The organism is Ensifer sp. ENS10, from assembly GCF_014852025.1.
Taxonomy (GTDB): domain Bacteria; phylum Pseudomonadota; class Alphaproteobacteria; order Rhizobiales; family Rhizobiaceae; genus Ensifer.
On record NZ_JACVAS010000011.1, the window covers coordinates 118618 to 131878 of the forward strand.

A 13261-nucleotide genomic window follows, 5' to 3' on the forward strand; every position below is an offset into this window, starting at 1 on the left:
TCAGGCCCCGACGGCCCTTCCTCGTTCGACATCCGCTGCCGGCGCGGCGTAGCGGCTCTCGCGGTAGGAGAGCCCGAGGTGGTCGCGCAGCGTTTCGCCTTCGAGCTCGCGCTTGAAGTAGCCGCGGCGCTCAAGCAGCGGCAGGACATGTTCGGCGAAATCGGCGAGCCCTTCGGCGATCACCGGGAAGCCGAGAATGAAGCCGTCTGCCGCATCCTCTTCGGTCCAGCGGATGATCTCGTCGGCGATATGCCCGGCCGTGCCGATGAAGGCGGTCCTTGGCGTTGCGACATCGAGCGCGATCTCGCGCAGGGTCGCCCCGGTTTCGCGCGCCGTCTTCTTGATGCGGTCGGTCGTTGCCCGGAAACTGTTCTTGCCGATGTCGCCGATATCGGGGAACGGCGCGTCCAGCGGATAGGCGCTGAAGTCGTGGTGGTCGAAGAAGCGGCCGAGATAGAGAAGCGCCTCTTCGATCGTCACCAGATCGCGAATGGCACGGTACTTCGCCTCGGCTTCCTCGGCAGTCGCGCCTACGATTGGGCCGATGCCGGGGAAGATGCCGATCTCGGCGGCGCGGCGCCCTTGAGCCACCGCACTTTGCTTGACCTGCTTGTAGAACGCTTTCGCATCCTCGATCGGGCCGCCGTTGGTGAACACCGCATCGGCGTGCTTGCCGGCAAGCCGAATACCGGAATCGGAGGCTCCCGCCTGGAACACCACCGGCTGTCCCTGTCTGGAGCGTTCGATATTGAGCGGCCCCTCGATCCGGAAGAACCGTCCCTTGTGGTTGAGCCGGCGCAGCTTCGACTTGTCGGCATACACGCCGGACGCGCGGTCACGCACGAAGGCGTCGTCGTCCCAACTGTCCCAGAGCCCCTTGATGGCGTCGAGATATTCGTCGGCAATTTCGTAGCGCAGCTCGTGCTCCGGATGTTCGCGCCCGTAGTTGCGGCCGGAACCTTCAAGCGGCGATGTCACGGCATTCCAGCCGGCGCGGCCACCACTGATCAGGTCGAGTGAAGCGAACTGGCGGGCAGTGGTGAACGGATCGCTGTAGGAGGTCGAAACCGTGCCAACGAGACCGATCTTCGACGTCGAAGCGGCAAGGGCAGACAGGATCGTCAGCGGTTCAAAGCGATTGAGAAAATGCGGGATCGACTGCTCGTTGATGTAGAGGCCGTCAGCGACGAAGGCGAAGGCGATGCCGGCGGCTTCGGCCTTGCGCGCCGTTTCGACGAAGAAGCCGAAATTGACGCTGGCATCGGCCGGCCCGCTCGGGTGTTTCCAGGCATTCATGTGCCCGCCCGGCCCCTGCAACATGATACCGAAAGTCACATTCTTCTTGGTCATGACAGTTCCTTCCCGGAATGATTAGGCGGCGAGAGACAGTCGTTCTCGTGCAATGAGTTCGATCGAGGCGAAGCGTTCGGAAGCAGCAACCGAAGGCGTATCGATGATGAATTCCTGGACGCCGTAGCGACGATGCAAGTCGTCGAGCTCCCGGCGCACCTGCCGAGGCGTGCCGGTGAGCACGCTCGGCGTCTTTTTCTCGACGCGGTAGTCCGTGATGCCGGCCTGGCGGGCGTATTCGGCTGCCTGCTCCTCGCTGCCGACATTGACGCTCTGGCCGTTTGCAAGCAGCACCTTGAAGATCTTCAGATCGGCAACGCGTTCGCGCGCCCGCTGTTCGCTTTCAGCCGCGAAAGCTGCGAGAGCGAGGAGCGGCCGCTCGCCCTTCGTTGCGCGATCATAGGCGTCGAAGGTTCTTTGCAGATTGTCCGGATCGCCGTTGAGATGGCCGGCAAAGACAAGCTTCCAGCCTTTTTCGGCAGCCAGCAACGCGCTGTCGACGCTCGCTCCCAGCAGAAAGCGTTCCGGTGCGACGGGCGGCAGCGGCGTCGCCAACAGCTCCGAATCCGGGCCGCCCTCCGCCAGGAAATAACGGTTGAGATCGCTCAATTGCTCCGGGAAACTCGGCCGCAATGCCGGGTCAACTCCGACCTGCAACGCTTTGGTGGAGAACGGAAAACCACCAGGTGCCTTGCCGACGCCGAGATCGACCCGGGATGGTGCGAGACTGGCAAGCAGGTTGAAGGTCTCGGCGACCTTGTAAGCACTATAGTGCTGCAGCATGACGCCCCCGGAACCGATGCGGATCTTCGACGTCTTCGCCAGGAGGTACGCGATCAAGGTTTCCGGCGCGGAGCTTGCGAGGCCGGCTATGTTATGGTGCTCCGCGACCCAGAAGCGATGGTAGCCCCATTCCTCGGCCTTCACGGCAAGGTTGGCCGTCGCATGCAGGGCGTGTGTCGGCGTGCCTCCGGGATCGACGGGACTCTTGTCGAGAAGGCTGAGCAGATAGGACATGGGTTCTGAGTTCCGGCACAGTGGACAACATAACATCATTAAATACATAATTTTTATAGATTATAGGAATGACGTTCTCTTTCGCTGCCCAAAACAAGAAAAGTTGCCGCTTTCGTTGACGTCCCAAGAGGCGCCTTTCTCCAATCGTGGATCGGGCCCGGATGACTGCCGATGTTCAGGGCATCTCAAGCGTCCGTTGTTAGACGAGGGGACACCTTATAGATTGGAACGCCACCCTGGAGATTGGAAACATGGCGCTCAAGCGGATGGACAACGTAGGAATCGTCGTCGAAGACCTGGCAGCGGCGATTGATTTCTTTCGCGAGCTCGGCCTCGAGCTCGAAGGCCAGGCAACGATCGAAGGAGAATGGGCCGGACGCGTCACTGGACTGGGTGATCAGCGTGTCGAGATTGCCATGATGCGCACACCGGACGGCCACAGCCGGCTCGAGCTCTCCCGCTTCCTCACGCCACTTGTGGTCGCAGATCACCGGAACGCCCCGGTCAACGCCCTGGGCTACCTCCGCGTCATGTTCGCCGTGGACGACATCGACGAGACGCTTGAAAGGCTCTTCAAGCGCGGCGCGCAGCTGGTAGGCGAAGTAGTCCAGTATAAGGATGCGTATCGGCTCTGCTACATCCGTGGACCTGAAGGGCTTCTCATCGGACTCGCCCAAGAACTCAGCTGAGCTCAATACCAAGACGAATGGTAAAAAGTGTGCAATGTCAGCGGGCGCGTCTTGGGCCGACCCGCCTGTTCAAAGAGAGGACAAGGGCCATTGCGTACGACCTTCAAATAGCACATGCTCTCATCTTCAGTAGCCATTTTCAGGGCGCTGCTGCTTCGGGGCGTTAGTGTCCTGGCCCCAACGAAAGGAGGACCGCGTGTCTTCCGAGCTTCACCTTCACATTACCGCGCGTAATCTCGTCAACGTTAGCGGGTTTGGATACCGCGAACGCGGTCGGCTTCAGCAAATATGCAAAGGTGAAACTACGGCCGCACTCCGTATCAAGCGGTTCAGTTCGGCAGCACGAGGCCCCAGGCTTTCCTGCCTTCGTGGCGGAACGTTCCGTCCTTGCTGAGTGGACACAAAGGCACGGTCATGTCGCAGCATTGAAATACTGCAACCCACAATCAACCGAAAATCCAGGAGGATCAGATGGCCAAAGGCCAGGTAAGAAGCAATCGCGAAGTTCGAAAGCCGAAAAAGGACAAGTCCGTGGCACCGGCCGCCGCCGCCGCGCCGGGCAATCAGGTCAAGTTCGCCACGAGCGCGCCCAGCGTAGGCAAGAAGCAGAAATAGCTCTAGTGGAGCAGAGGCGACTTGCATGCCGCCTCTGCCACAGCTGATGACGCCAAGGTTATCGGCTTATCGACGGCGAGCGGTGGGCAGCTTTGATTAAGGCGGTGGCTCATCTATGGAGCTTCCGTTTTCATCCGTTTGGCTCCCTGATCCGGCCGGCACGCGCGGGGGTGCGTGGCGATCCCGGATTTGCAAGCTTTTCGAACGCCGCCCTGCAGGAGATAATTGCGGTCAACGCTATTGCATTGCGCATCCACTTCGTAGGATACGTTCCGGCACGCAGCGCCCGAAGGTTCAATGCTGCCAAGCTATGGCACCCTCCCGCGACATTCACCTTGCCACCAGAAGCGCACCCATGACGACATTTTGACCGACGAGGCCGAGCGCGATCGCCGTTATGCGGCGCGCATGGCTCGTCGGGCCCGACACTCTCCACCATTGCGCTTGAAACTCCGGCGCAAGCCATAGGCCTGGCAGGTTATTTGCGAGGCGAGGAAATACGGACCAGTTTTGATGAACACACATGTCTACTCACCGGTATCACTTGTGGAAAATGATGCCCGAGCGTGGTTGAAGATCCTCGCGAAATACCGTCAGCCCCGCATTGGGCGCAGCGCCTTGGAGCTTCTTGTCACAGTCGTGCCGTTCGCCGGCTTCTGGGCCATCGCCTATTTTGCCCTCGCGTATGGGTTCTGGTACGGGCTGATCGCAATCATTCCCGCCGCAGCCTTCCTCCTGCGCCTTTTCATGATCCAGCACGATTGCGGCCACGGTTCGTTCTTCGCCCGTCGCGGCCCCGACGATTGGACAGGTCGTGTCATCGGTGTGCTTACGTTGACGCCTTACGACTACTGGCGCCGGGCGCACGCCGCTCATCACGCCTCGGCTGGCAATCTGGACGAGCGGGGTACCGGCGACATCACCACGCTCACGATCTCGGAATACCGTGCACTTTCACCCGTGAAACGCCTGGGCTATCGCCTGTACCGGCACCCGCTTGTGATGTTCGGCATCGGCCCTGCCTGGCTCTTTCTCCTTAAGCAGCGTATGCCTTTCGGGATGATGAAGGAAGGTGCCCTGCCCTGGGTCTCCACCATGGCGACGAACGCTGCGATCCTGGTGTGCGCCGCCTTGGTGGCTTGGATGGTTGGGCTCCTGCCTTTCCTTGTGATCCACCTGCCGATCGTGCTGTTGGCCGGCGCCGCCGGCATCTGGCTCTTCTACGTGCAGCACCAGTTTGAGGAGACGCACTGGTCGGCCGGCGAGGATTGGCAGTTTCCCCAGGCAGCCCTCCATGGCGCATCCCACTATGACCTGCCGCTGGTGCTGAGATGGCTGACCGGCAATATCGGCATTCATCACGTGCATCACCTGTCGAGCAGGATCCCTTACTACAGATTGCCGGAAGTTCTGCGCGACCACCCCCAACTCGCGGATATCGGCCGCATCACTTTTTGGGAAAGCTTGCGCTGCGTTAGGCTCGTCTTGTGGGATGACGGACGCAAGAGACTCGTCTCATTCCGCGATGCCGCCAACAAGGCCATTCACCCTTGACAGGTGGGTTCCGGTTTCGTCTGGGCGTTGTTCACCCGCAAAGGATCCCGCGATGATCTCCGCATTCGCCGTAAAGCACAGAGCTGGAAGGAGCAGCTTGTCCACAGCCGCCGTTTCGTGAGAGAATCGAGAAATCGGAAGTACCGAAGCGCTCAACGGGTAAGCTGGGCCAAGTCCAGTCGTGTTTCAGCCTGTTGACTAGTTGGCCGCGGAACATGGAACTTCTCTTCGCCCTTGGCCTGATCGCCATCAAGATCGCGTTGCTGATCGCAATGCTGCTTCTTTTGCCTTTGCCGCTGACCTGGCTGGAACGCAAAATTGCCGGCCATATGCAGCAGCGGATGGGTCCCATGCGCGTGGGGTGGCACGGGTTGTTGCAGCCCGTGGCGGACGGTATCAAGCTTCTGACGAAAGAAGACCACATCCCTGCAGAGGCTGACCGCTTTCTGTTTAAGCTGGCGCCGATCCTGGCGCTCGCTCCGCCCTTTGTCGTATTCGTCGCGATCCCCTTCGGGGAGACAGTTTCAGTGTTCAATGCCGAGATCACGCTCTACGTTTCCAACCTGAACGTGGCACTGCTTTTCGTATTCGCGGTGATCGGGTTGGAGGTCTATGGCGTCATCTTCGGCGGCTGGGCCGCCAACAGCAAATACGCGGTTCTAGGCAGTCTCAGGACCTGCGCGCAGATGATCAGCTACGAAATCCCCATGGGTTTCGCGGTCATCGGCGTCGTCATGCTGGCACAGTCGATGAGCCTCGTGGACATCGTGCGCGCCCAGAGCGATCTCTGGAACATCGTCTATCAGCCGATCGGGTTCTTCGTGTTCTTCGTCGCGGGCTTGGCCGAAGCGCAGCGCATTCCCTTCGACCTGGCCGAGGCGGAAGGGGATCTCGGCGCCGGGTTCCACACCGAGTACAGCGGTATCCGTTTCGCGCTCTTCATGGTCAGCGAATACGTCATCGTGCTCTTGGTATCGGTTCTCTCCGTCATCCTGTTTTTCGGCGGCTGGAACGGTATTCTGATTCCGCTGCCACCGCTTCTCTGGTTTGCGCTCAAGGTGGCATTCTTCATTTATGTTTTTATGTGGTTCCGCTTCACTTTGCCTCGCTATCGCTATGACCAACTGATGGCGATCGGATGGAAGGTCTTGCTTCCTTTGTCGATGGCGAACATAATTATCACTGGTATTGCTTTCACTTAGGGGCCATGGCGGCTCCTCCGCGTGCGTTCCTGGATCGGTGTCGATCCGAGGAAGGTACGTACAGCGATCGAAGGGACTACAGCGACCCTCCTGCGTCGGAATAAACGCACGCCGCTGTAGAATGGCGCGACGATGTCACGCGTAGTCGACAGAGCTGGAACATGGATCGGCTGGGCGCTTTTTGCGGATCTGCTAAGCGCCTTCACGCTGACCTTTGGCTATATGTTCTCCAAGCCGGTGACCATGCAGTATCCGGACAAGGAGAAATGGCTCCCCTACTCGCGCTATCGCGGGCATCACTTCCTGAAACGGGACGAAGAGGGCGAAATCAAATGCGTCGCGTGCGAACTCTGCGCTCGCATCTGCCCCTGCGATTGCATCGAAGTCGTTCCTTATGAGGACGAGAAGGGCAACCGCCACCCAGCAAAATTCGAGATCGACACGGCCCGGTGCCTGTTCTGCGGCCTGTGCGAGGACGCCTGCCCTGCGGACGCCATCGCACTTGGCCAGCAGTACGAGTTCTCGAGTTTCTCGTCACGTGACCTGGTGATCGGACGTGACGATCTGCTTGGCAAACCTGGAAAGGCAATGACCGGCGGTGGCGTCGTCGCCGCACGCCTGAACACGGAACAGGACGTGCTGGTCGAGACGAGCGAGCCGCATGGCTATAACTGGTGGCGCAACATCCGGCGAACGTGAGGAGCAACGATCAAACCGGCGCGCGCAGATAGGAGGCTCAGATGCTTGTCGGTGAAATCGTGAAAGACAAGGGCGCTGGAGTGATCGCGGTCGCTCCCGACCAGACGATGGTGGAGATCCTGCGGCTCTTTCGTGACAACAATATCGGCTTCGTGGTCGTCAGCCACGCGCCCGGAAGGTATCTGGGCACGCTGTCGGAACGGGACTGCTGCAACGCACTTGCGGAATACGGGCCCGAGGCGGCGCTGATGCCGGTCGCCGATATTATGAACCGCAACGTGGCGATTTGCTCGGCTGTCGACGGGCTACCCCTGGTGATGTCGATCATGACCCAGAGACGGACACGTCACGTGTTGGTCATAGAGGAGGAGGCCATTGTGGGCGTCGTCAGCATCGGCGATGTGGTCAAGCATCGGCTGGACGAAGCGCAGCGCACGGAGCGGCACCTGCACGAATACATTGCCGGGGCCGGTTACCACTGATGAGGTCCGCGCCGGCCGAATGGCGAGAATGCAGGGAACAGTGCCTCGCGCCCAACCTCACGCTCCACGCCAGATCCGGTTCGTGCCCTTGATTTCGTGGGCGGCTTGCGCCTTTTGAACCTCGACCGGACACGGGTATTCACCCCGCTGCATCAAGCTGTTGAGGCGCAGAGACCGATAGTTTTCGGGGATAAAGACGAGGCCCTTGGGAAACGGCTTCTCGACCTTAAGCTGCGCGCTCAGTTCGCCACGGGTTGACCGAACGACAACCTGATCACCATCTGCAAGGCCAAGCTGCGCAGCATCCTCGGCGCTCATCGCGACATAGGGGTCGTTGGCGACCGTATTCAGAATCTCCGAGCGCTCCGAAAGATAGCCATTGTGGAACAAACAGTTGCCAGTGACGAGCATGAGCCCGTCGCTCGCCCGGGAAACAGCCGGCGGTGCATAGAAGGCGCCCAAGGGTGGCGTCGGGCTCGCCTTGGTGAAGGCACCGTCGGCGCCAAGCCCGGCCCAGGTCAACGCCTGATAGGCCGGAAGCAGCCGGGCGATCTCATCGAAAATCTCGACGTGTGTCGAATGCTGCAATGTTTGGCCGCGCAGTGCTGCGACAAAATCGAAGATAGCGAGATTGCCCCGCGCCTCGAAGACCGGTTCCCGGAACTTGCGGACCTGCTGGATGCGACCCTCGTTGTTGGTAAAGCTGCCGTGCTCTTCACCGTAGCCCGCCGCTGGCAAAACGACCTCGGCCAGTGCGGCCGTCTCCGTAAGGAAACTGTCCTGCACGATCAGCAGATCAGCAGCCCCAAGGGCCCGTGCCACGAACTCCCTGTCCGGATAGGCGATCAGCGGGTCGGTTCCGACAAGGTAGAGGGCGCCCATCTGCCCAGCGACGCACAGATCCAGCATCGCGTCGAGATCAGAACCCGGCTCGTGAGGGATTTCGGTGCCCCAGTTCCGGGCAAGAGCGCTGCGCACCGTATCGTCGGCGGCCAAAGCCCCCATATCCCACGCGCCCATCTGGTTGGCGCGGTCGAAAAGGATCTGCAATGCTGGGGTCTTGCCGAGGAGGCGGAGCAGTTGCAAGAGGTTGTTGAGCTGGTGCAACACCACCCGCGCTTCGGACGATCTCAGGAGGTCGACACCGACGAGCACGGTGACGGTGTCGCCTTCGTTGAGCGCGGCGGCCAGGCGATCTGGTCCGCTGCCAATGCGAGCTGCCGGGCCGCCGATCGTTGCCCCGATCTCTGCAAGAACGTCACCCGACAGTTTCTCGCCGGCTGCCACCGCCAGTGCGGCGACAACGGACGCAAGGCTCGTCGCCTCGCCACCGGGCGGTACGCGAACCACAGCCTCGGCATCGGCGTCGAGGCGGGACGGTCGCGTTGTGAGCATGAGCAATCGGGTGCCGCGCCGCCGGGCGGCATCCCGCAGCAGATATTCTGTGACCGGGTTCTCCTCGGTCACGTTGCCACCGATGACAAGCACGCGGTCGACACCGATCACCTCCTGCAGCGGCGCACGCGTGTAGCTCGCCATCAGAGGGGCGAGTGCATCGAAGGGCGTAGACCAGCGCGACGAGCAGTCGATGTTGTTGGTCCGGAAGACCGTACGCATGAGCTTCTGGAACTGATAGAGCACCTCATTGGGCAGGCGCGGCGAGACAACTCCGCCAGAAGCCTTGCTTTCGACCGCCGCCAGCCGCCGGCGCAGATAGTCTCCTGCTTCGTCCCAGGAAACCGGAACCAGCGCGCCATCGCGGCGGATCATTGGTCGTTTGATCCGGTCGTGGCCTTCGATGAAGTCAAGGCCGAACCGGCCGCGTGCGCATAGCGTTTCGCGGTTGACGCCGTGCTCCTCCTTGGAGCGAACCCGCATGAACTCGCCCTTGCGCGCGCCGACCGTCAGCTGACATCCGGTGCCGCAATGCGGGCAGATCGTGTCGACCTCGGCGAGATCCCAGGGCCGCGCCTTGTAGCGATAGGGAAAGCTCATCAGCGCGCCGACCGGGCAGACTTCGATGCAGTTGCCGCATTGGTCGCAACTGGCGAGACTGCCCTCAAAGCCGGTGACGGCCGTATCCATGCCCTTCTCGACGGTGCCGAGGGCGACCGCGCCGACGACCTCCTCACACATCCGCACGCAGCGCTGGCACTGGATACAGCGGTTGACGTTCATGATGACGACGGGGCTGAGGCGAATATCGCGAGAATGGAAGACGCGCTTGGGATCATGAAAGCGGCTTCTCCCCGGACCATAGGCCATCACCATGTCCTGAAGCTCGCATTCGCCACCCTTGTCGCAGATCGGACAGTCGAGCGGGTGGTTGGCGAGCAGCATGTCCAGCATGGAAGAACGCGTTTCATCAATCAGCGGCGTGTCTGTTCGCACGACCATGCCTTCAGTGACAGCTGTGGCGCAGGACGGCTGTAGCCGACGCAGCCCCTCAATCTCGATGAGACACATGCGGCAGGAGGCAAGCGGCGGCAGGCGCTTCAGGTAGCAGAAGGTCGGAATTTCGATGCCCAATCGCTGGGCGGCCTGCAACACAGTCGAGCCGGCCTCGACTTCCAGTGTTTGCCCATTGATCGTAACGCTAACCATGGCCTACTCGCCCGCGCTAGAGCGCTCCTCAGTGGAACGGGCACTTCCGCTCCTCGATATGGGCGACGAACTCCTCGCGGAAATGCGCCAGCGAGGCCCGCAATCCCATCGCCGCGCCGTCACCCAAAGCACAAAACGTATTGCCGAAAATGCCTTTGCAGAGCATATCCAGCTGCTCCATGTCGCCGGGGGCGCCCTCGCCCGCTTCGATCCGGCGCAGCACTTTCACCACCCAGTTCAGCCCCTCGCGGCAGGGTGTGCACTTGCCACAGGACTCGTGGTGAAAGAACTCGATGATGCGGGTGGCGACCTTGACCATGCAGGTCGTGTCGTCGACGACGATCACCCCGGCCGAGCCCAGCATCGTGCCGGCGGCAGCAAGCGAGTCAAAGTCCATCCCGACGTCCAGGCCAGGCTCAGGGATCACCGGCGCGGAAACACCACCTGGGATCACCGCCTTGATCTTGCGACCGGCCGGCGGCCCGCCGGCATGGTCCTCGATGAGTTCGCGAAGCGGAATTCCCATCGGCAGTTCGTAAAGCCCGGGTTTGCGCACCTGCCCGCTGACGCAATAGAGCTTCGGTCCGGGGCTCTTCTCCGGTCCGATGCTGCGGAACCAATCGGCGCCCCGAGCCACGATATGCGGCACGCAGACCAGCGTCTCGACATTGTTGATGACAGTCGGGCTGGCATAGAGCCCGGCAACCGCCGGGAAAGGCGGCTTCAGGCGCGGCTGCGCCCTCTTGCCCTCCAGCGAGTCGAGCATCGCGGTCTCCTCGCCACAGATATAGGCACCCGCGCCGCAATGGACGTGGACGACGAAATTGAAATCCGAGCCCAGTATCCGGGTTCCGAGATACCCTTTGGCCTTGGCCTCCGCGATCGCCTGTTCCAGCCGCCGGATCGCCAGCACATACTCTCCGCGAATATAGACATAGGCGACCTCAGCCCCGATCGCGTAGGCACTGATCGCCATGCCCTCGATCAGCTGGTGCGGGTCGCGCTCCATGACGATACGGTCCTTGAAGGTGCCGGGCTCCCCTTCGTCTGCGTTGCAGCAGAGATATTTCGGTTTGTCGGCCCGTTTCGGCACGAAACTCCACTTCATGCCGGTCGGAAACCCGGCTCCGCCGCGGCCGCGCAGGTTCGATCTTTTTATGAGCTCGATGATCTCGTCGGGCGTGTATTCCTTGAGGGCTTTGGCAAGCCCTCGGTAGCCACCGCCGGCCTCATAGGTGGAGAGGAGATGTCCATCCGGCACGTGCACGTTCTTCAAAAGAACCGGTTCGTACATGGCGCTATTCCCCCGGTGGTTCGGCGGCAGCAAGATCGGCGCCGGTCGTCTCAGGCACCGTCGCGCGCAGCCGGGCGAGGAGCGCATCGATCCGCTCGACGTCGAGATTGCCGTGATAGTCGTCGCCGACCTGCATCACCGGGGCCATCTCGCAGGCACCGAGGCATTCGACGGTCGAGAGCGTGAACAGCCCGTCGGGGGTCGTGCCGCCCTTCTTGATCCTAAGGACCTCCTCCAGATGCGTCAGCAGATCCTCGGATCGCCGCAACATGCAGGAGACGTTGTCGCAGAGCTGTAGATGGAACGTCCCCACCGGCTCGGTATGGAAAAGCGTATAGAAGGTCGCCAGCTCGTAGACCCAAATCCGCTCGACGCCGAGGATGTCGGCGACCTCTTCCAGCACCGGCCCGGGCAGATGGCCATGTTCCCGCTGCGCGATCAGAAGCGCGGGCATGATCGCCGAGCGCTGGTCGGGGTACCGCGCTGCCGCCTGTTCGATCTTTTCACGCAACGTCATCACGTCCAAATCCCTGCTACTTGTCCACCTCCGCCATCACAGGATCGAGGCTGCCGAGCACGGCGATCATGTCCGCCAGATAGCGAGCGTTCGTCACTCCGAAGACCGCCTGGAGGTTGACGAACGAGGGTGCCCTGACCTTCATGCGAAACGGTTTCGGCGACCCGTCGCTGATGATGTAGAACCCCAGCTCACCCTTGGGTGCCTCGATTGCCGAATAGACCTCCCCCTTCGGCACGTTGAAGCCGTAGGCCGACAGGTCGAAATGCTGGATCAACGCCTCCATCGAGCAATGCACGCGCTCCTTGTCGACGGGGAAGGCGATCGTCGGCATGTCGACCTGGAACGGCCCCTCGGGCATCTGGTCGATGCATTGTTCGATGATCCGCATGCTTTCGCGCATCTCGTCGACCCGGCACCGCCAACGCGCATAACAATCGCCCTCGGTGCGGGTGATGACATTGAAATCGAGCCGGTCGTAGATCTCGTAAGGCTCGTCACGGCGGATGTCCCAGTCGACGCCGGAGGCCCGCAGGTTCGGACCGCTGAGGCCCAGATCAATGGCGTCTTCGGCAGAGATCACGCCAATCCCCTGAGTGCGTTTGAGGAACACCCGGTTGTCTTCGAGCAGCCGCTCATAGTCGCGGATCCGGTTCGGGAAGATCTCGCAAAACTCCCGGATCTTCGGGAAGAATTCGTCAGGAAGGTCCTCGCGCACGCCACCAACCCGGCAGAAGGAAGTGTGCATACGCGCACCGGTGATCATTTCCATGAGATCCATGATCATTTCGCGTTCGCGCATCACGTAAAGCAGCGCGGTCATGGCGCCAAGATCCATCGGCAGTGCGCCGGTGATCAGCAGATGACCGGATATGCGCGCGAGTTCCGCCATCATCACGCGGATATATTGCGCCCGGATCGGGGCCTCGATGCCAAGGAGCTTCTCAACCGCAAGCGCGAAGGCCAGGTTGTTCGAAGGTGGGCAGAGATAGTCGAGCCGGTCGGTCAGCGGGAAGATCTGCGTATAGGTGAAGCTTTCCGCCAGTTTTTCGGTGCCGCGATGCAGGTACCCGATGTGGGGGTCCACACGCTTGACATATTCGCCGTCCAGTTCGAGGACGAGCCGGAGGACCCCATGGGTGCTGGGGTGCTGGGGCCCGAGATTGAGAAGCACTTCCTTGCTGTTGAGCGCTTCTCCTTCCGGCCTCGTGAGCTCGGTGACTTCGGTCATCTCAACT

12 protein-coding genes are annotated in these 13261 nt (G+C 61.2%); 6 read left to right on the forward strand and 6 right to left on the reverse strand.

Features of this window, described 5'->3' with window-relative positions; translation table 11 throughout:
- The gene (locus IB265_RS29670; protein ID WP_112995828.1) at positions 1-1350 is read right to left on the reverse strand and encodes an LLM class flavin-dependent oxidoreductase; all 1350 of its coding nucleotides are present in this window, start codon (positions 1348-1350) and stop codon (positions 1-3) included.
- A 21-nt stretch (positions 1351-1371) separates the two neighbouring features.
- Positions 1372-2367, reverse strand: a complete 996-nt coding sequence (locus IB265_RS29675; protein ID WP_192495580.1) for an MsnO8 family LLM class oxidoreductase — start codon at positions 2365-2367, stop codon at positions 1372-1374.
- Positions 2368-2618: 251 nt separating this feature from the next.
- Between IB265_RS29675 and IB265_RS29680 the strand changes: the two genes are divergently transcribed.
- The 6 genes from IB265_RS29680 (at position 2619) to IB265_RS29705 (ending at position 7608) form a co-directional block, all read left to right on the forward strand.
- Positions 2619-3056 (forward strand): VOC family protein, encoded by a 438-nt coding sequence (locus tag IB265_RS29680; protein WP_113131850.1) that lies wholly within the window; start codon positions 2619-2621, stop codon positions 3054-3056.
- A gap of 471 nt (positions 3057-3527) precedes the next feature.
- Entirely contained in the window at positions 3528-3671 is a 144-nt protein-coding gene (locus IB265_RS29685) for a hypothetical protein (protein WP_192495581.1), read from the forward strand.
- 513 nt (positions 3672-4184) lie between these two features.
- Positions 4185-5225 (forward strand): fatty acid desaturase, encoded by a 1041-nt coding sequence (locus IB265_RS29690; RefSeq protein ID WP_192495582.1) that lies wholly within the window; start codon positions 4185-4187, stop codon positions 5223-5225.
- 215 nt (positions 5226-5440) lie between these two features.
- A complete protein-coding gene (nuoH, locus tag IB265_RS29695; RefSeq protein ID WP_192495583.1) occupies positions 5441-6427 on the forward strand; it encodes an NADH-quinone oxidoreductase subunit NuoH in 987 nt (328 codons plus the stop codon).
- Positions 6428-6559: 132 nt separating this feature from the next.
- The gene (locus IB265_RS29700) at positions 6560-7126 is read left to right on the forward strand and encodes an NADH-quinone oxidoreductase subunit I (RefSeq protein ID WP_057248725.1); all 567 of its coding nucleotides are present in this window, start codon (positions 6560-6562) and stop codon (positions 7124-7126) included.
- Between the two features lie 41 nt (positions 7127-7167).
- Entirely contained in the window at positions 7168-7608 is a 441-nt protein-coding gene (locus tag IB265_RS29705; protein WP_057248726.1) for a CBS domain-containing protein, read from the forward strand.
- A 57-nt stretch (positions 7609-7665) separates the two neighbouring features.
- Here the strand turns inward: IB265_RS29705 and nuoG are convergent, their stop codons facing one another.
- Genes nuoG through nuoD form a run of 4 tightly spaced genes read right to left on the reverse strand, consistent with a single transcriptional unit; the run spans position 7666 to position 13254 of the window.
- Positions 7666-10212: an NADH-quinone oxidoreductase subunit NuoG gene (gene nuoG / locus IB265_RS29710; RefSeq protein WP_192495584.1), complete on the reverse strand. Its 2547-nt coding sequence runs from the start codon at positions 10210-10212 to the stop codon at positions 7666-7668.
- Between the two features lie 28 nt (positions 10213-10240).
- The gene (gene nuoF / locus IB265_RS29715) at positions 10241-11506 is read right to left on the reverse strand and encodes an NADH-quinone oxidoreductase subunit NuoF (protein WP_113131851.1); all 1266 of its coding nucleotides are present in this window, start codon (positions 11504-11506) and stop codon (positions 10241-10243) included.
- 4 nt (positions 11507-11510) lie between these two features.
- Positions 11511-12023 carry an NADH-quinone oxidoreductase subunit NuoE gene (gene nuoE, locus IB265_RS29720; RefSeq protein ID WP_057248729.1) on the reverse strand — a complete coding sequence of 171 codons (513 nt, stop codon included), beginning with the start codon at positions 12021-12023 and terminating at the stop codon, positions 11511-11513.
- Between the two features lie 16 nt (positions 12024-12039).
- On the reverse strand, positions 12040-13254 hold the full coding sequence (gene nuoD, locus IB265_RS29725; protein WP_057248730.1) for an NADH dehydrogenase (quinone) subunit D: 1215 nt from the start codon (positions 13252-13254) through the stop codon (positions 12040-12042).
- Positions 13255-13261: the final 7 nt, after the last annotated feature.